We start from the raw sequence: 16,993 nt of genomic DNA on the forward strand, positions 1-16,993 counted from the left end.
CACCCCTAGGGAATTTCCCGGATTCCCTAGGTCCTCAGCCGACCTGCGGCAGCACCATCTCCCTGCGCAGATCAGGCGGCTCCTCGAGGTCGGGTCTCAGCGAGATCCACGCTCGGCGGCCGTACAGCCGGTCCAGGCCGGGAGAGCAGGCCCCGGGCACCTCGTCGCGCCGGACGATCTCCACGATCACCAGCTGCGCCCGCGTGCGGTGCCGGTAGACGTTCGCGCTCCTGGCCCAGCAGGCCGCCGCGATCTCCTCGCTGTACGCCTCGAACTCCTCGGCGGAGGTCCCGGCCCTGGTCATGATCAGTGCCTTCTCGCCCGTCGTCGTCGGCGTGATCCAGAGCACCAGCGGGATCCGCCCGGCCCTGGTGTGCATCGTGGTCTCCAGGCAGACCCGATGCAGGCGGTGCCTGGACACCACGCACCAGAAGTGCGCGGCGATCCAGTTGCGGCCGACCCTGGTGGCGGCCGGCACCGAGACCGCGCTCGTCAGCACGATGAAGGGCACCCACCGGCCCGCCTGGGTGGCGCCGAGCAGTGTCAGCGTGAACAGCGCCAGCGCGGCGACCAGCAACAACTCGGTGCGGATCCGCCAGAGCCTGACCAGCAACCCGCTGCCGCCGGCGGCGGGGAGGTCCTCGTTGGCGGGGTAGATCTGGTTGCGTGGGTTCCTCGGCACGTCAGGACACCTCCTCTGGCACCCTGCGCGGCAGGCTGAGCTGGTCGAAGCGCGGGTCGCGGTAGCGACGGGCGCCGAATCCCGTCCTGCTCACCGTCCAGCCGATTCGGTGCGCGAATTCGTCGGGCTCCATGCAGATTTCGCGATCGGCCCATGCGATGAGTTCCCGGATCCGGGTCTTGATTCGGCCGAGTCCCTTGGTACCTTGTGAGTACATAGAAGACCCCTTTCGCGGCATTCTAGAGGTGGCTTCTTGGCCGGTCCGACGGCTGATGACCGGTCTCGTCGCAGGGTGGCAGCCCATTTGCGGCGAACTGGTGGTCAGCCTCGGCCCGGCTTTTTTCAGGCTCGAATGAGCGGTCTGTCGCTGAGTTCTTCAGGCGATTACGAGATCCTTCCGGCAAACGGCCTCCCTGGGGCAGATTTTCATTTCCGGGACGGCTCCGTTGCCGGCAAGGCGGCCCTCGTGCGGGCGCGCGATCGTAGGTGGAAGGCCCGATGCGTCCGGCCGTGTCGTCATGTCCGGCCTCCTCATCACTCGAGATCCCTCCTGATCCCGATCGTCCCCCGAGGTCTGCGATGCTGCAATACGTTGAGCAAGGGAAGATTTAAATTTCTTCGCAGCTTGCTGCTCGGCTTGCCCTGCAACTTGCACGAGAAGTGTCGGATGGTGGCAAGGGTAGGGAACCAACCTGGAAAACCTGCCCCGGCCCCGACGCCCTCGCGGAGCTGTCTTGCTCCTACGCTCTCCCCATGGGAGCCTGCTGGCAAGGCCAAGCGGCACTACACATGCAACTTGCAGTGTAAGATTGGCCGAACGGCCCAGAAAGCCGGGCCCCAAACGATCCCTACCGGCTACACCTTCATTCCCGACAAGGAGAGTGGACGGTGCCATCGCAGCAGGGCAGTCCCACAGTACGCAGGCTCCGGCTCGGCCAGGAACTGCGCCTCCTCCGGGAGCGGAGCAAGTTCACCGGCGCCAAGGCGGCCAGGGAGCTCGGTTGGTCCCCGAGCAAGGTCAGCCGCATCGAAGCGGCCAAGACGATGCCGAGCACCGACGACATCAAGGCCATGGCGAAGCTCTACCGCGTGGACGGGGAGAAAATAGATGAGCTCTTTGGTCTGTTGCGGGATGCGGAGCAGCGGGGGTGGTGGGAGGATTACGAGGACACTCTGCCCGGGGAATACACAAGATTCCTCGGGTTGGAAGCCGAGGCGACCTTTCAGCGCGCATGGGAACCCCAGATCGTGCCTGGTCTCCTGCAAACCGAGGACTACGCGCGGGAAGTCATCCTGGCCTCTCGGGGCATCGCTCGCATCACGCACAGCGGTGTCCGCAGCCGAGTCGAGGCCCGTCTCGACAGGCAGCAACGCGTCCTGCACCGATCAAATCCCTGCGCGCTCACGGTCGTGCTGGATGAGTCGGCGCTGACCCGTCGTTTCGGGGAGCCCTCGGTGATGCGCGAGCAGATGGAGCATCTCCTGGAGATCTCCCTGCTGCCTCACGTCAGTCTCCATGTGCTCACCCTCGACTCGCTTCATCCGGTGAACACGGGTGCGTTCATTCACCTGAAGTTCGGGGACTTCGACGATGTGGTGTACCTCGAACATCTGTACACTGCTCACTTCGTCGATGATCTCGAACGGGTGGCGGGATACGAGACCGCTTTCAGCCACATCAGGTCCGAGGCGCTGGACGAGGACGAATCGCGCGTGCTCATACAGCGCAAGGCTATGCTGTGGCGGCGTTAGGCCAACCAACCTCAACAAGGGGCAATGGAGCCCCTTTGTTCTATTTGGGGAGAAAATGCACAACCATCCTACGAAGGCGGCTTGGCGGAAGAGCTCCTTCTGCAATGGCGCAGACGCCTGTGTCGAAGTGGCCCCCTTGGCTGATGGAAATGTCGCTCTGCGTGACAGCAAGGTCCAGGACGGTCCCGTCCTGGTCTTCACTCCGGCGGAGTGGGCGGCTTTCACCGCGGGCGTTCGTGACGGTGAGTTCGATTTGGCCACGATAGGGGCCGGCGCATAAAGAAACGGCCCTGGCAAGTTGCTGGCACAACCTTCAGGGCCGTTCGAGACGCGGCAAGGCACGCCTCGGTCCGGCTCACTTGCTGACTTGAGCTCAGAAGACGTGAACATCATGGCACAGCCACTACCAAGCTGATCAACCTCCCCCACCGTTTCTTTTGCCCCTTGAGGAGCCACGCGCCCCGGCCGCTGAGGATTTTCGATCAGAGGCCGTCTGAACCACAAATGACGAGTGCGTTCGGCGTTTTCCGAGAAAATCGTATTGGCCCGCCGAACGGCCCGCGCCCAGGAAGGGACGCGGGCCGTGTCGTGCCGCGACTAGGAAATTCCCAGGCCCTGGGCGACGCCCTCGCCGAGGTCCTTGTGAATGTTGCTCCAATACTCCACGACGCGCTTCTTCATGTCCGCCGTGACCTCGGGAGCCGAGGCGTGGCCGACAATGTTGCTCACCAGGTGGGCGCGGTCCGTGTCGGACAACACGTTCTCCCAGAGGGCGCGCGGCTGGACGTAGTCGTCGTCCTCGGCGTGTTTGGTGTACGCCGAGCGGATGATCTCGCCCGCGACCTGGTAGTTCTCGCCCTCGTACAGCGACGCGTCCGCGGCGGGGCCGTTGGCCGAGTTGGGGGCGTACACCGGGTCCTGCGAGTTCCTGAAGGTCATCGGGCCGTCGAAGTTGTAGCTGTTGACGGCGTTGCGCGGCTGGTTGATCGGCAACTGCAGGTAGTTGGGGCCGATCCGGTACCTGTGGGTGTCCGGGTAGGAGAACAGGCGGCCCTGGAGCATCTTGTCGGGCGAGGCGCCGATGCCGGGCACCAGGTTCGACGGCTCGAAGCCGGACTGCTCCACCTCGGCGAAGTAGTTGTCAGGGTTCTTGTTGAGGGTGAACTTGCCGATCGTGATCTCGGGGTAGTCGGCGTGCGGCCACACCTTGGTCAGGTCGAACGGGTTGAACCGGTAGTCGGCCGCCGCCTCGAACGGCATGATCTGCACCTTGACCGTCCACGACGGGTGGTCGCCCGCCTTGATGGCGTCGTACAGGTCGCGGATGTGGTGGTCCGGGTCGGTCGACTGCAGGGCGGCGGCCTCAGCGGCCGTGAGGTTCTTGATGCCCTGGTCGGTCTTGAAGTGGTATTTCACCCAGTACTTCTCGCCCGCGGCGTTGTACCAGAGGAACGTGTGTGAGCCGAAGCCGTGCATGTTCCGCCAGGAGGCGGGCGTGCCTCGGTCGGACATCAGGAACGTGACCTGGTGCGCCGACTCCGGTGACAGCGTCCAGAAGTCCCACTGCATGTTGTTGTCACGCAGGTGGTTGTCGGCGCGGCGCTTCTGGCTGTGGATGAAGTCGGAGAACTTCTGCGGGTCGCGGATGAAGAAGATCGGCGTGTTGTTGCCGACGAGGTCGTAGTTGCCGTCCTCGGTGTAGAACTTGATCGCGAACCCGCGCGGGTCACGGGCGGTGTCGGCGCTGCCCAGCTCTCCGGCGACGGTGGAGAAGCGCAGGAAGAGCGGCGTCTCCTTGCCCTGCTGGAACAGGCCGGCCTTCGTGTACTGGCTGATGTCCTCCGTGATCTGCAGGATGCCGTGGGCGCCGCCGCCCTTGGCGTGCACGACTCGCTCGGGGACTCGCTCCCGGTTGAAGTGAGCCATCTTCTGGATCAGGTAGTGATCCTGCAGGAGCAGGGGGCCATTCGGGCCGACGGAGAGCGAATGCTCGTCGCTCGGGGCTGGGATGCCCGAGTCGTCGGTGGTGATAGGCCTGGTCGTCATAGCGCGGTCCTCCGAAATCATCTTTGACAGCTCGGGCAGACGCCCCAGAACGTGACGTCGGCTTCGTCCACGACATATCCGGCCGCGTCGGCCGGCTCGAGGCAGGGCGCGACCCCCACCACGCAGTCGACGTCGGTCACGGTGCCGCACCGCCGGCAGACGAGGTGGTGGTGGTTGTCGCCCACCCGCGCCTCGTAGCGGGCCGGGCTGCCCATGGGCTCGATCTTGCGTACGAGACCGGCCTTGTGCAGCGCGTGCAGCGAGTCGTAGACGGCCTGGAGCGAGACCTGTCCCACGCGATCATGAACGCGGCGGTAGACGGCGTCCACGTCGAGGTGGTCGCCGTCGCGCACGGTCCGCATGATCGCCAGCCGGGCCGCGGTCACTCGCAGTCCCGCCTGGCGGAGAAGGTCGTCGTCCCCCATGTCTGCCAACCTATGGCCTAAACCTGAATCATTCAAGTAAAGGAATCGTCCAAGTTTAGGCTCGGACTGGTACGCGGCGCCGTACCAGGAAGATGGAGCTCAGCCCGGCGAGCACGGCCAGGCACGCCATGGCGATGGAGGCGACGAGGGACGCGGACACCGTGCCGTGGCCCTGGCTGAGCGTGATGAACAGGGTTCCCACCGTGGAGACGCCGATGACCTGGCCGAGCTGCATCACCGTGAGCAGCGCGCCGCTCGCGTCCGCCGCGAAGGCGCCGTCCACCTGTTCGGTCGCCATGTTCGTCACCGCGACCTGCACGCCGAGCCCGGCGCCGATGAGGGCGCTCATGACCGCGTAGAGCAGGCCGCCGTCGGCGGCGAGCCCGAGCCCGAGGTAGGCGGGCGCGGCCACCACATAGCCGAACGGCACCAGCGGGCGCTGCAGCCGGACCGGCAGGCGCGGCCAGGCGAGCCCCACGAGGCCGAAGGCCAGCGCGCACGGCACCAGCATCATGCCCGACCCCAGCGGCGACAGGTGCAACTCGCCCTGCAGGTGCAGAGCGGAGGTGAACAGGAACGCGCCCCAGGTCGCCGGGCCGAACAACAGGATCGCCAGCCCCGGCCGCATGCCGGGCGCGCGCAGCACCCGCGCGTCCACCAGGGGACGCCCACCGCGGGCGGTCACCCACCGCTCGATGCGGACGAAGGCCGCGAACGTCACCACGCTCAGCCCCATCGAGATCCAGCCCCACAGCGGCCAGCCGAGGTCGCGGCCGAGGACCATGGGCACCACCAGCAGCAGCACGGCCGCCGACAGGCTCACCAGACCCCACGGGTCGAGTCCCGTCCTGCCGCCGCCCTCGTCGGCGGGCAACACCCGGAATCCGGCTATCAGCAGCAACACGCCGATCGGGACCAGCACCAGGAACACGATGCGCCAGCCCGCGCCGAACCCCAGCAGGATCCCGCCGAGCGCCTGGCCGACCACGATGCCGCCGCTGATCACCAGCGACCACAAGCCGATCGCCCGGCCTCTGGCCGCGCCCCGGTAGTTGCGCTGGATCAGGGTCAGCACCTGCGGCATCATCATCGCCGCGCCGGCTCCCTGCAGCAGGCGGGAGGCCACCAGCCAGCCCGTCGTGGGCGCCAGGCCCGCGCCGAGCGTGGTGAGGGTGAACACCGCCAGGCCGCCCAGAAACGCGGTGCGATAGCCGAACAGCTCGCCGACCCTGGCTCCAGTGATCAACAGGACGGCATAGACAATGGTGTATCCAGCGACGATCATCTGCAGCCCGGCGCCCGAGGAGTGCAGGTCGGACTCGATGGTCGGGGTGGCCACGTTGACGATGTTGACGTTCAGGATGGCCAGGAACTGCCCCACGAGGATGATCGCCAGGAGCAGGCCGCTGGCCTTGCTCTCTTGTGGCTTTGTGTCCACAGGAGAGGAGAAGGCGGCAGTTTGCGTCATGCCGAGGATCCAGTACCAGTAACGAGAGCCCCTTTATACTGGTATTGGCCGCACCTGGATAACGGTCCCTGATGTCGACATAGTGGGAGAGTGACGGTGACTGAGGTGAGACGTTCGGATCTGGCGGCATTCCTGCGCAGCCGCCGCGAACGTATCACGCCCGAGATGGTGGACCTGGCGCCGGGGCCGCGCAGGCGCACGCCCGGGCTGCGCCGCGAGGAGGTCGCGCAGCTCGCGGGGGTCGGCGTCACCTGGTACACGTGGCTGGAGCAGGGCCGGCCGATCAACGCCAGCCCACAGGTGCTCGACGCGATCGCCCGCACGCTCCGGCTCGACAGCGCCGAGCGCCACCACCTCTACCGGCTGTCCGGGCAGGCGGAGGTGCCGATCGCCGCGGGCTCGGGCCAGGTGACGCCCGAGATGCAGCAGATACTCGACCGGCTCGGCGACCTGCCCGCCTGTCTCTCCAACAGCCGATACGACGCCCTGGCCTGGAACGCCGCCTATGCCGCGCTGTTCCCCGAGACCGTCAGCGCGCCCGAAGGTGAGCGGAACTCGCTCTGGCAGGTCTGCGTCAACCCCGCTCCCGCCACCGCGCTGCTCAACCGCGACCAGGAGCTGGGGCGGGCCGTCGCCGTCTTCAGGGGTGCCTACAGCCGCCACACGGACGACCCGTGCTGGCAGGACTTCGTACGCAGGCTGAGCGCGGAGAGCGCCGAGTTCGCCCGGCTCTGGGCCCGGCAGGACGTGGCCGATCCGGGACCGAGGGTGAAGGAGTACAAGCACGTGCTGCTGGGCGAGCTGCGCTTCGGCACGACGAGCTTCACGGCCGTGCCGGAGGTCCGGCTGGTCGTCTACACGCCGATGGACGACGAGACGCGATCCGCTGTGTCCTGGTTGATGGGGAAAGGTGATACCGCGTCATAATCTGCCGCACATAGAATGCTCGATCCGTAAATGTCCGGATCGAGCGGAAGTGACGGCAGATGAAACTCACCCGTGCCCTCCCGGTGTTGGCTGTCGCCGCTTCGCTGGCAGCGTGTTCGTCGGCGCCTGAGAGGCAACCGCTGAGCAAGCAGGTGGCCCAGCCGCCGTCCGACTCCCCGACGGCGAAGAAGGTGAAGCCCACTCCGGAGCGGCGGCCGTACACGATCTCCTTTGGTGGGGACGTGCACTTCGAGGGGATGTTGCGGGGGCGGCTCGGCAATCCGGGCACGGCGCTCGGGCCGATCGCGGGCGTGTTGCGCGAGTCGGACTTATCCATGGTCAACCTGGAGACGGCCATCACCACCGGGGGGACGCCGGCGCCGGGGAAGCAGTTCACGTTCAGGGCGCCGCCGACCGCGTTCGGCGCGTTGAAGGCCGCCGGGGTGGACGTCGTGTCCATGGCGAACAACCACGGCATGGACTACATGGAGAGCGGGCTGGGGGACTCGCTGGCGGCGATCAAGCGCAGCAAGTTCCCTGTGGTGGGGATCGGGAAGGACGCGGCGCAGGCGTACAAGCCGTTCCGGAAGACCGTGAACGGCAACCGGGTGGCGATCATCGGGGCCACGCAGGTGCTGGACGCGGAGTTCATCCAGGCGTGGACCGCCACGCCGGACAAGGGCGGGCTGGCCTCGGCCAAGGAGGAGGCGAGCCTGCTCAGAGCCGTGCGGCAGGCGCGTAAGGGCTCCGACACCGTGATCGTCCATCTGCACTGGGGGACCGAGATGCAGAAGTGCCCGAACGCGGCGCAGCTCTCGCTGGCGCCCAAGCTGGTCGATGCGGGGGCCGACGTGGTGGTCGGCGGGCACGCGCACATCCTGCTCGGGTCCGGATATCTCGACAACGCGTACGTCAACTACGGGATGGGGAACTTCGTCTTCTACAACTCCAGCCCCGGGACGACGGGCAGGACCGGGGTGCTGACGTTGACGATCAACGGGCGGAAGGTGCTGAAGGATCGCTGGACTCCGGCGACCATCCAGGGGGGTGTGCCCGTTCCGATGACGGGGACGGCCAGGACCCGGGCGGTCACGGACTGGAAGGCGCTGCGCTCCTGTACGGGGCTGGCCGCGCGGCCCTGATCGATCTATTCTACTGGACAATACGTCCAATAGGAGGTCGCCATGCGGTGGGTCGAGTCCGGTGACGTACGGCTGGCGGTCTTCGAGGAGGGCGACCCGGCGGATCCGACGGTCCTGCTGCTGCACGGGTATCCGGACACGCAGCGCGTCTGGGACGAGGTGGCCGCGCTGCTGCGCGATCGTTTCCATGTGGTGCGGTACGACGTGCGGGGGGCGGGGGAGTCCACGGCTCCGCGCGACCGGCGGGGCTACGGGTTCGATGAGCTGATCGCCGATCTGGCCGCGGTGATCGATGCCCTCGGTAAGCAGCGAGTGCATCTCGTCGGGCATGACTGGGGGTCGTTGCAGGGGTGGGAGGCCGTGGCCCGGGTGCGGGATCGGGTGGCCTCGTTCACCAGTCTCGGCGGGCCCGGGTTGCGGCAGCTGGCGCACTTCACCCGGCACGGCAGGCGGCGCGACGTCGCCGGGCAGCTGGTCAGGTCCTGGTATATCGGAGGATTTCTGGTTCCGGTGGTGCCCGAGCTGATTTGGGGGCCGCTCGTCACCCGCCTGCTCGATCGCCGGCTGCGCCGCGAAGGCATCACGCCCCGGCCGGGACATCCGGCGCAGACGCTGGTCGAGGACGGGCGCAACGGGCTCTGGCTCTACCGGCGGAACATGCTCAGGGACCTCGGGGACCCTCATGTCGGCGTGCCCGTGCAGGTCATCGAGCCCTCCCGGGACGGCTTCGTGTCTCCCGCGGTGCTGGCCTCGTTCGGGCAGTGGACGCCCAGGCTCTGGCATCGGAAAGTGGAGGCCGGGCACTGGGCTCATCGGAGCCATCCCGGGGAGATCGCCGGGATGATCGACGAGTTCGTCACCCATGTCGAGGGTGGCCCCGCGTCCAGGGGGTTGCGGCGGGCGCGGGTGCGGGAAGGGGGCAAGGTGTTCGAGGATCGGCTGGTGGTGGTCACGGGGGCGGGGTCCGGGATCGGGCTGGCGACGGCTCGGGCGTTCGCGGCGCATGGGGCTGAGGTGGTCTGTGCGGATATCGAGCCGGAGGCCGCCAAGCGGGCCGCCGTCGCCATTGCCGAGGATCTTGGGGGTACGGCGCACGCCGTGCAGGTCGATGTCGCGAATATCGATCAGATGGAGGATTTTTCGCGAAATATCATCATGCGATATGGCGTGCCGGACATTGTGGTGAACAATGCTGGGATCGCCGTCGCGGGGTCGTTCTTCGATCACACGGTTGACGACTGGCGAAGGACCCTCGACGTCAATCTGTGGGGCGTCATCCACGGGTGCCGCCTGTTCGGCGCCACCATGGTCGAGCGTGGCGAAGGCGGTCACATCGTCAACGTCGCCTCCCTGGCCGCGTTCGCGCCGTCTCGGCTACTGCCCGCGTACTCGACCTCGAAGGCTGCGGTGAAGATGCTCAGCGACTGCCTCAGGGCCGAGCTGGCCGGGCACGGCATCGGGGTCAGCGTCATCTGCCCGGGCTTCGTCTCCACGCCCATCGCGCGCAACGCCACGTACGTGGGGGCGGACCTGAGAGAGGATGCCATGCGGGGGCTGGCGCGGCGCGGGTATCCGGCTGAGCGGGTGGCCGCGCACATTCTGCGGGCCGTGCACCGGAATCAAGCCGTCGTTCCGGTCAACCTGGAAGGCAAAATAGGTTATATCCTGTCCAGGATTTCGCCTCGGGCGATGCGGAGGCTGGCGCGATGGAGCGGGGCCATGAGAAATCCACAAATTTTGCGGTAACGAGCGCTCGTACAGGAGAAGATGTTTCCGTGTCTTCGCCGCAAATGCAGGACGACTGCGTCCAGCCCAAAGCTCTCAGGCGGCAGCCAGCACAGCGCCGCAGCGCCCGGCGCGTCGAGCGCATGCTCGACGCGTGTGCCGACCTGCTCGACGAGACCGGATACGAGGCCCTGTCCACCACGCGCATAGCCGAACGGGCAGGCGTCGCCATCGGGTCGATCTACCAGTTCTTTCCCGACAAACGTGCCATCACCCAGGAGCTCACCCGGCGCAACGTCGAGGAGTTCGTCCGCCGGGTCGACCGCAGGTTCCTGGAGGAGGACGACCGCGGTTGGTGGGAGGCGGTCGATGCGATCATCGACGAATACGTCGACATGCACAGGACCGTCGCCGGCTTCAAGAGCCTCCACTTCGGCGACGCCGTGGACCTCAACCTGCTCGACTCCGACTCCGACAACAACACGGTGATCGCGGGGCGGCTGCGCGGGTTGCTGCTGAAGGAGTTCGGGCTGGCGGACAGCCCCGAGCTGGACCTGGCCGTGTTAGTGGCGGTCGAGGCCGGTGACGCCGTGCTCAAGCTGGCCTTCCGCCGCGATCCCGACGGCTCACCCGAGATCATCGAGGCGGCCAGAAACCTGGTCCGCGGCTTCCTGTCCCGCCAGCTGAAATCCTGGTCCCCGCAGCACCCTTAGCGCTCTTCGACCAGCCCCTTCAGGAGGCCGGGCAGCCAGGCGGGCACGCCCAGCGTCCAGCGCTTCTTGTGCTCGCGGTCGCCGAGCGCGGTCGTGGGCACCTGCTGGTAACGCGGCGTGGCCGGCGTGCGCAGGCACGGAGCGGGCAGTGAGACCGGGCGCGCGTCTCTGGCCTCGCGTACGTGCAGCCTGGTCTCCAGGGCGTGCAGGTTGCGTTCTGCGGATTCGATGGCCTCCAAACGGGCCGAAAGATAGCCGGCCACTCCGGGAACGAGGGCCGACAACACCACGGCACAAGCCAGCGTGAAGGTCATCTGCTTGGACATGCCCATTACAGCCCCTTCGCTCGCGTGGACGCAAAGTGGCTGATATATGCCCTGTCGCCTGCACATACACGCGTACTGTAACCAGGCTTTAACAGAGCGTTGCCGAATTTGTGAGTGAGCGGCGATGTGCATTGACCGGGCAAAGGCATGGGTGGCTCGGTAGTCTCGGCGGTGTGGCGCATGTGACCCGTGAGCACCTTGATCATCTGCTTGAGCAGGCCCTGCTGGCCGACGACCACAGTTCCTTGGCCGGCCGGCTCTACGACGCCGCGCTCGGCTACTCGTCCGGCGACGTCTCCAGGGCATCCATCCTGGTCCTCGCCGCTGAGGAGTGGCGAGCGGCGGGGCAGCCCGCGCGCGCGATGGAGTGTTTCCAGCGCGCGGTCGAGGACGGTGGCGAGGCGGGTTTCGATCCGCGTGCCGGCATCGCCGACACGCTCTTCGAGCTCGACAGGCCCGATGAGGCTAGGGAGGTCATCGAGACCATACGCGCGGAGGGCGGCGTCTCCACGGCGACCGCTCACACGATCGCCGAGACGCTGGTCGCCTACGGGGATCTGCAAGGGGGGCTCGAATGGGCCACCCAGGCGGTTCTGGGGTGCGACGAGAACGACCCTGAGCAAGGAGCGGTGCTACGCACGCGCTACCGCATCAGGGTCGATCTGGGGCTCCCCGAGGACGAACTGGACGAACTCGTCTCCTGAGCCGGAAAGGCCGAAGGGACCGCGGCCGGTGTGGTCGCGGCCCCTCCGGTCATCGGATGCCGGGCGCGGCAGGCACGACCCGCGCCCGGACGAGGTGGCTGGTACGCCGTTCGCTCACCGCAGCCCGAGGCCCTGGGTCAGGCCGGTGAAGCCATCCGCGACCGGCTGCCCGCCGGGCAGCATCGAGGTGCCCTCCACACTCTCCACCGCCTTCGGCAGCAGGGTGCCGATGACCTCGGCCCCGACCTCGCTCACCGGACGCTCGAGATCCAGCGGGGACTCGATGCCGGAGCCCGCGATGCGGTTGTGGTAGGGCGCCTGGCCGAGCGACATCTCTGCGGGCAGCTTCGCCTGCAGCGGCGTGCTCGGCAGTTCGGGCAGGGCGGGCAGCGCGGGGATGCCGGCCATGGTCGACAGGTCCCGCATGCCGGCCGGACCCGGCATCGTGGGGAACAACGCGGGCGACGCCGAGGCCAGCGAGGGCATGCCCCAGTTCGCCGCCACCCCGCCGAGGTCGGCCACGCCCAGCACGGACTTGCCGGTCGCCAGGCCGGTCAGGCCGAGCCGCCTGGCCAGCTCCCCGGCGGCCATGGCCAGCTTGTTGCTCTCCGAGGTGACCATCCGGCTGCTGCCGAGGCCACCGTCGTTCACGCGGAGCGTGGTGTGCTCGTCACAGTACGTCGCGGCGGCGGTGGACGACAGCAGCGACGGCTCCGCGTCCGCGCAGGTGTCCGCCGTCGCGGGAGCCACGGCCAGCCAGGAGACACCCGCGGTCAGAGTGGCCACGGCCATGATGCTGCGGATCTTCCGAGATGACACGTCACGTCCCCCTGATCGATTTCGGTGATCTGACGAACGCCGAACGTAGTCACCCACTCGGGCGAGGGAGTGCGGCTTGTCCGAAGAGTGGGCCGAACCTTACCAAGCACGCGGCGCGATTGACCGTGCCATGACACGCCGAAGCCGTCAGGCCCGCTGGATCACGAGCTCGTCGTCGCCCAGCTCCACCAGGACCTTGTCGCCGTCCACGACCTCGCCCGACAACACCGCCTTGGCCAGCTTGTCGCCGATGGCCGACTGGACCAGGCGGCGCAGCGGGCGGGCGCCGTACATCGGGTCGTAGCCCGTCAGCGCCAGCCACTCGCGGCCCGCCGGCGTGACCTCCAGCCTCAGCCTGCGGTCGGCCAGGCGTCGCGCCAGGCGTTCGACCTGCAGGTCGACGATGCGCGTCAGCTCCTCGGAGCCGAGCGCGTCGAAGAGGATCACATCGTCGAGCCGGTTGAGGAACTCCGGCTTGAACGAGCTGCGCACCGCCCCCATGACGGCCTCCCGCTTGGCGCCGTTCTCCAGCTTGGGGTCCACCAGGAACTGCGAGCCGATGTTGGAGGTGAGGATCAGGATCGTGTTGCGGAAGTCGACGGTGCGGCCCTGGCCGTCGGTCAGCCGCCCGTCGTCGAGCACCTGCAGCAGGATGTCGAACACCTCGGGATGGGCCTTCTCCACCTCGTCGAGCAGCACCACGGTGTACGGGCGCCGCCTGACGGCCTCGGTGAGCTGGCCGCCCTCCTCGTAGCCGACATAGCCGGGAGGCGCGCCCACGAGCCTGGCCACGCTGTGCTTCTCGGAGTATTCGCTCATGTCGATGCGGGTCATCGCCCGCTCGTCGTCGAACAGGAACTCCGCCAGCGCCTTGGCCAGCTCCGTCTTGCCCACGCCCGTGGGGCCGAGGAAGAGGAACGAGCCCGTCGGCCGGTCGGGGTCGGAGATGCCGGCCCGGCTCCGGCGTACGGCATCGGAAACGGCCTGTACGGCCCGCTGCTGCCCGATGAGCCGCTTGCCCAGCTCCCCCTCCATGCGCAGCAGCTTGGCCGTCTCAGCCTCCAGCAACCGCCCGGCGGGGATGCCGGTCCACGACGAGATCACCTCGGCGATGTCGTCGGCCCCGACCTCCTCCTTGACCATGGCATTGTCCGGCGGCGCGGCGTCGGAGGCGGCCTTCAGCGCCTGCTCCAGCCGGGGCACCTCGGCGTACATGAGCCTGGAGGCGGCCTCGAAGTCGCCGTCGCGCTGGGCCCGCTCGGCGGCGCCGCGCGCCTCGTCGAGCTGCTTCTTCAGCTCGCCGACCTTGTTGAGCCCGGCCTTTTCGTGCTCCCAGCGGCCGACGAGGGCGTTGAGCTCCTCCTGGCGGTCGGCCAGCTCCTGGCGGAGCCGTTCGAGCCGCTGGACGGAGGCCTCGTCGGTCTCCTTCGACAGGGCCAGCTCCTCCATCTTCATCCGGTCGACGTTGCGCTGGAGCTGGTCGATCTCCACGGGACGGGAGTCGATCTCCATGCGCAGCCGCGAGGCGGCCTCGTCGACCAGGTCGATGGCCTTGTCGGGGAGGAAGCGGTTGGTGATGTAGCGGTCGGACAGGGCGGCGGCGGCCACCAGCGCGCTGTCGGCGATCTGCACCTGGTGGTGGGCCTCGTAGCGGCCCTTGAGCCCGCGCAGGATCGCGATGGTGTCCTCGACCGTGGGCTCGCCCACGTAGACCTGCTGGAAGCGGCGCTCCAGCGCCGGGTCCTTCTCGATGCGCTCGCGGTATTCGTCGAGCGTGGTCGCGCCGATCATGCGCAGCTCGCCGCGGGCCAGCATCGGCTTGAGCATGTTGCCGGCGTCCATCGCGCCCTCGGCGGCCCCGGCGCCGACGACGGTGTGCAGCTCGTCGATGAACGTCACGATCTGCCCGTCGCTCTCCTTGATCTCGGAGAGCACGGCCTTGAGCCGCTCCTCGAACTCGCCGCGGTACTTCGCGCCCGCCACCATCGCGCTCAGGTCGAGCGAGATGAGCCGCTTGTTGCGCAGCGACTCGGGCACGTCGCCGGCCACGATGCGCTGCGCCAGGCCCTCCACGACCGCGGTCTTGCCGACGCCGGGCTCGCCGATCAGCACCGGGTTGTTCTTGGTGCGGCGGCTGAGGACCTGGATCACCCGGCGGATCTCGGAGTCACGGCCGATGACCGGGTCGAGCTTGCCGCCGCGGGCCCGCTCGGTCAGGTCGACGCCGTACTTCTCCAGCGCCTGGTAGGTGTCCTCCGGGGTCTCGCTGGTGACGCGGGCGTGGCCGCGTACTTTCTCGAACGCGTCGAGCAGCGCCTGCGGCGTCGCGCCCTGGGACTTGAGCAGCTCCGCCATCTGGCCGCCGTCGGCGGCCAGGCCCACCAGCAGGTGCTCGGTGGAGACGTAGAGGTCTTCGAGGCGGTTGGCGTGCTGGGCGGCGGTGTTCATGACGGTGAGGAGCTGGCGCGAACTCGACGGCGCGCCCACGGTCGCGCCCTGCGCCTTCGGCAGCGCCGCGAGCTGCTCCTCCACCCGCGCCCGCAGCGTGCGCCAGTCGGCGCCGACGGCCTCGAGCAGAGGTACGGCGGTGCCGCCCGTCTGGGAGAGCAGCGTGGTCAGCAGGTGAGCAGGGGCGATCTCCGGGTTGCCCTCGGCGGCGGCACGCCGCATGGCCCCCGAGAGCGCTTCCTGGCTCTTCTGGGTGAGCTTGTAGTCCATGTTGTTCTAGGCCCCCGGTGGCAGCTCGTAGCGGATCAGCGCTCGGACCATCCGCATCTCGGCGCGCAGGCGGTGAACCTCCTCACGCAGCCGCAGAGCTTCGTTCTCGAGCTCGAGAATCCGCTTGATGCCCGCGAGGTTGATGCCCTCCTCCTGGGAGAGCCGCTGCACCTCGCGGAGCTGGATGATGTCGCGTGTCGAGTAGAGGCGGCCGCGCCCGGCCGTGCGCCCGGGGCTGACCAGGCCGAGCCGGTCGTACTGCCGCAGCGTCTGCGGGTGGAGCCCCGACAGTTGCGCCGCCACCGAGATCACGTAGACGGGCGTGTCGTCTGACAGGTCGAAGTAGTTGGCGTCCATCGGCTTACTCGCTTCTGGCTCGCTGAATGAGCTCGGCGCGGGGGTCGTCGCCCGCGGTCGCGGTGTTGAACTCCGAGAGGAGCTCACGTGACTTGTCGTCGAGCGTCTTCGGGACGACGACCTCGACGCTGGCGAGCAGGTCACCCTTGGTGCCGTCCTTGCGGGCGACGCCCCTGCCGCGCACGCGGAACGTGCGGCCGTTGGGCGTGCCCGGCGGAATGCGCAGCGTGACCGGCATGCCCTTGAGGATCGGCACCTTGATCTCGGCGCCCAGCGCGGCCTCAGTGAACGTCACCGGCACGGTGATCGTCAGGTTTTCAGCCGACCTGCCGAACACGGCGTGCGGCTTGACGTGCGTCTGGATGTAGAGGTCGCCGGCGGGCCCGCCGTTCTCGCCCGGCGCGCCCTTGGCCTTGAGCTTGACCCGCTGGCCGTCGGCCACCCCCGCGGGGATGCGGGCCTGGATGGTGCGGGTGCTCCTGGCCCGGCCGCTGCCCTCGCACACGGGGCAGGGGTCGTCCACGATCAGCCCGCGCCCCTTGCAGTCGCGGCAGGGCTCGGAGAAGGCGAAGTTGCCCAGGTTGCGGCTGGCCGCGCCGGTGCCCTCGCAGGTCGGGCAGACCCGGGGGGTCGTGCCCGCCTTGGCGCCGGTGCCGCTGCACGCGGTGCAGGCGGCCGAGCTGGTCAGCCTGAGCGACACCGTGGTGCCCTCGACCGCTTCGGTGAACGTCAGCGTCACCTCGGACTCGATGTCCTGGCCACGCCGCGGCCTGGTCGTGGTGGTGGTGCGGCTGGATGCGCCGCCCCGGTTGAACAGCCCGCCGAACAGGTCGCCGAGCCGCTCACCCGCACCCCCGTGCTGGCCCGGCTGGCCGGTGCCGCCGAACAGGTCGCCGAAGTCGAACGGGAAACCGCCGCCGCCGGGGCGCTGGGCCCCCACCCCGGACCCGAACAGCGTGCGCGCCTCGTCGTACTCCTTGCGGCGCTTGCTGTCGGACAGGACGTCGTAAGCCTCGGAGACCTCCTTGAACTTGGTCTCCTTGGCCGCGTCACCCTGGTTGGTGTCGGGGTGGTATTGCCTGGCCAGCTTCCGGTAGGCCTTCTTGATCTCGTCGGCGGTGGCGGTCTTGGGCACACCAAGGACGGCGTAGTAGTCCTTCTCCAGGTAGTCCTTGGTGCTCATCTGCGG

16 protein-coding genes and 1 pseudogene are annotated in these 16,993 nt (G+C 68.1%); 7 read left to right on the forward strand and 10 right to left on the reverse strand.

Going from position 1 to position 16,993, the window contains the following annotated elements; translation table 11 throughout:
- Window positions 1-34: 34 nt before the first annotated feature.
- On the reverse strand, window positions 35-682 hold the full coding sequence (locus tag ACFLIM_RS20060) for a hypothetical protein (RefSeq protein ID WP_393167527.1): 648 nt from the start codon (window positions 680-682) through the stop codon (window positions 35-37).
- 1 nt (window position 683) lies between these two features.
- Window positions 684-815, reverse strand: coding sequence for a hypothetical protein (locus ACFLIM_RS20065; protein WP_393167528.1), 132 nt, complete (start codon window positions 813-815; stop codon window positions 684-686).
- Between the two features lie 755 nt (window positions 816-1,570).
- Here ACFLIM_RS20065 and ACFLIM_RS20070 point away from each other — a divergent pair.
- Entirely contained in the window at window positions 1,571-2,434 is an 864-nt protein-coding gene (locus tag ACFLIM_RS20070) for a helix-turn-helix domain-containing protein (RefSeq protein ID WP_393167529.1), read from the forward strand.
- Between the two features lie 55 nt (window positions 2,435-2,489).
- On the forward strand, window positions 2,490-2,714 hold the full coding sequence (locus tag ACFLIM_RS20075) for a DUF397 domain-containing protein (protein WP_393167530.1): 225 nt from the start codon (window positions 2,490-2,492) through the stop codon (window positions 2,712-2,714).
- Window positions 2,715-3,031: 317 nt separating this feature from the next.
- On the opposite strand, the gene ACFLIM_RS20080 is transcribed toward ACFLIM_RS20075, so the two are convergent.
- From ACFLIM_RS20080 to ACFLIM_RS20090, 3 genes are read right to left on the reverse strand one after another with little or no spacing between them, the layout of a single operon-like run.
- Entirely contained in the window at window positions 3,032-4,480 is a 1,449-nt protein-coding gene (locus ACFLIM_RS20080) for a catalase (protein ID WP_393167532.1), read from the reverse strand.
- A gap of 17 nt (window positions 4,481-4,497) precedes the next feature.
- Window positions 4,498-4,905 carry a Fur family transcriptional regulator gene (locus ACFLIM_RS20085; protein ID WP_393167534.1) on the reverse strand — a complete coding sequence of 136 codons (408 nt, stop codon included), beginning with the start codon at window positions 4,903-4,905 and terminating at the stop codon, window positions 4,498-4,500.
- A 55-nt stretch (window positions 4,906-4,960) separates the two neighbouring features.
- Window positions 4,961-6,373 carry an MFS transporter gene (locus ACFLIM_RS20090; RefSeq protein WP_393167536.1) on the reverse strand — a complete coding sequence of 471 codons (1,413 nt, stop codon included), beginning with the start codon at window positions 6,371-6,373 and terminating at the stop codon, window positions 4,961-4,963.
- 105 nt (window positions 6,374-6,478) lie between these two features.
- Here ACFLIM_RS20090 and ACFLIM_RS20095 point away from each other — a divergent pair, with 105 nt between their 5' ends.
- From ACFLIM_RS20095 to ACFLIM_RS20110, 4 genes are read left to right on the forward strand one after another with little or no spacing between them, the layout of a single operon-like run.
- Window positions 6,479-7,300: a helix-turn-helix transcriptional regulator gene (locus ACFLIM_RS20095; protein ID WP_393167537.1), complete on the forward strand. Its 822-nt coding sequence runs from the start codon at window positions 6,479-6,481 to the stop codon at window positions 7,298-7,300.
- A gap of 59 nt (window positions 7,301-7,359) precedes the next feature.
- A complete protein-coding gene (locus tag ACFLIM_RS20100) occupies window positions 7,360-8,442 on the forward strand; it encodes a CapA family protein (RefSeq protein ID WP_393167539.1) in 1,083 nt (360 codons plus the stop codon).
- Between the two features lie 42 nt (window positions 8,443-8,484).
- A complete protein-coding gene (locus tag ACFLIM_RS20105) occupies window positions 8,485-10,188 on the forward strand; it encodes an SDR family oxidoreductase (protein WP_393167540.1) in 1,704 nt (567 codons plus the stop codon).
- Window positions 10,189-10,232: 44 nt separating this feature from the next.
- Window positions 10,233-10,880 carry a TetR family transcriptional regulator gene (locus ACFLIM_RS20110; RefSeq protein ID WP_393167831.1) on the forward strand — a complete coding sequence of 216 codons (648 nt, stop codon included), beginning with the start codon at window positions 10,233-10,235 and terminating at the stop codon, window positions 10,878-10,880.
- Here ACFLIM_RS20110 and ACFLIM_RS20115 read toward each other — a convergent pair.
- Complete coding sequence (locus tag ACFLIM_RS20115; RefSeq protein WP_393167542.1) at window positions 10,877-11,206, reverse strand: hypothetical protein; 330 nt, start codon at window positions 11,204-11,206, stop codon at window positions 10,877-10,879. The genes ACFLIM_RS20110 and ACFLIM_RS20115 overlap by 4 nt on opposite strands.
- A 173-nt stretch (window positions 11,207-11,379) precedes the next feature.
- Between ACFLIM_RS20115 and ACFLIM_RS20120 the strand changes: the two genes are divergently transcribed.
- The gene (locus ACFLIM_RS20120) at window positions 11,380-11,910 is read left to right on the forward strand and encodes a tetratricopeptide repeat protein (RefSeq protein ID WP_393167543.1); all 531 of its coding nucleotides are present in this window, start codon (window positions 11,380-11,382) and stop codon (window positions 11,908-11,910) included.
- 114 nt (window positions 11,911-12,024) lie between these two features.
- On the opposite strand, the gene ACFLIM_RS20125 is transcribed toward ACFLIM_RS20120, so the two are convergent.
- The 4 genes and pseudogenes from ACFLIM_RS20125 to dnaJ form a co-directional block, all read right to left on the reverse strand.
- Window positions 12,025-12,696, reverse strand: a complete 672-nt coding sequence (locus ACFLIM_RS20125) for a hypothetical protein (RefSeq protein WP_393167544.1) — start codon at window positions 12,694-12,696, stop codon at window positions 12,025-12,027.
- Between the two features lie 180 nt (window positions 12,697-12,876).
- Window positions 12,877-15,447: an ATP-dependent chaperone ClpB gene (clpB, locus tag ACFLIM_RS20130; protein WP_393167545.1), complete on the reverse strand. Its 2,571-nt coding sequence runs from the start codon at window positions 15,445-15,447 to the stop codon at window positions 12,877-12,879.
- Window positions 15,448-15,480: 33 nt separating this feature from the next.
- Window positions 15,481-15,804, reverse strand: a pseudogene (locus ACFLIM_RS20135) (heat shock protein transcriptional repressor HspR); the annotation flags it as partial.
- A 4-nt stretch (window positions 15,805-15,808) separates the two neighbouring features.
- Window positions 15,809-16,987: a molecular chaperone DnaJ gene (gene dnaJ / locus ACFLIM_RS20140; RefSeq protein WP_393167546.1), complete on the reverse strand. Its 1,179-nt coding sequence runs from the start codon at window positions 16,985-16,987 to the stop codon at window positions 15,809-15,811.
- Window positions 16,988-16,993 lie beyond the last annotated feature (6 nt).

Origin of the sequence: Nonomuraea marmarensis (assembly GCF_043197025.1) — a bacterium.
Lineage (GTDB): Bacteria > Actinomycetota > Actinomycetes > Streptosporangiales > Streptosporangiaceae > Nonomuraea > Nonomuraea marmarensis.

What these genes read in the sequence shown, in the direction of transcription:
- dnaJ (WP_393167546.1), bottom strand. Translation starts at nt 16,987, where the DNA reads ATGAGCACCAAGGACTACCTGGAGAAGGACTACTACGCCGTCCTTGGT.
- ACFLIM_RS20115 (WP_393167542.1), bottom strand. Translation starts at nt 11,206, where the DNA reads ATGTCCAAGCAGATGACCTTCACGCTGGCTTGTGCCGTGGTGTTGTCG.
- ACFLIM_RS20085 (WP_393167534.1), bottom strand. Translation starts at nt 4,905, where the DNA reads ATGGGGGACGACGACCTTCTCCGCCAGGCGGGACTGCGAGTGACCGCG.
- ACFLIM_RS20065 (WP_393167528.1), bottom strand. Translation starts at nt 815, where the DNA reads ATGGAGCCCGACGAATTCGCGCACCGAATCGGCTGGACGGTGAGCAGG.
- ACFLIM_RS20110 (WP_393167831.1), top strand. Translation starts at nt 10,233, where the DNA reads ATGCAGGACGACTGCGTCCAGCCCAAAGCTCTCAGGCGGCAGCCAGCA.
- ACFLIM_RS20080 (WP_393167532.1), bottom strand. Translation starts at nt 4,480, where the DNA reads ATGACGACCAGGCCTATCACCACCGACGACTCGGGCATCCCAGCCCCG.
- ACFLIM_RS20105 (WP_393167540.1), top strand. Translation starts at nt 8,485, where the DNA reads ATGCGGTGGGTCGAGTCCGGTGACGTACGGCTGGCGGTCTTCGAGGAG.
- ACFLIM_RS20100 (WP_393167539.1), top strand. Translation starts at nt 7,360, where the DNA reads ATGAAACTCACCCGTGCCCTCCCGGTGTTGGCTGTCGCCGCTTCGCTG.
- ACFLIM_RS20090 (WP_393167536.1), bottom strand. Translation starts at nt 6,373, where the DNA reads ATGACGCAAACTGCCGCCTTCTCCTCTCCTGTGGACACAAAGCCACAA.
- ACFLIM_RS20075 (WP_393167530.1), top strand. Translation starts at nt 2,490, where the DNA reads ATGCACAACCATCCTACGAAGGCGGCTTGGCGGAAGAGCTCCTTCTGC.
- clpB (WP_393167545.1), bottom strand. Translation starts at nt 15,447, where the DNA reads ATGGACTACAAGCTCACCCAGAAGAGCCAGGAAGCGCTCTCGGGGGCC.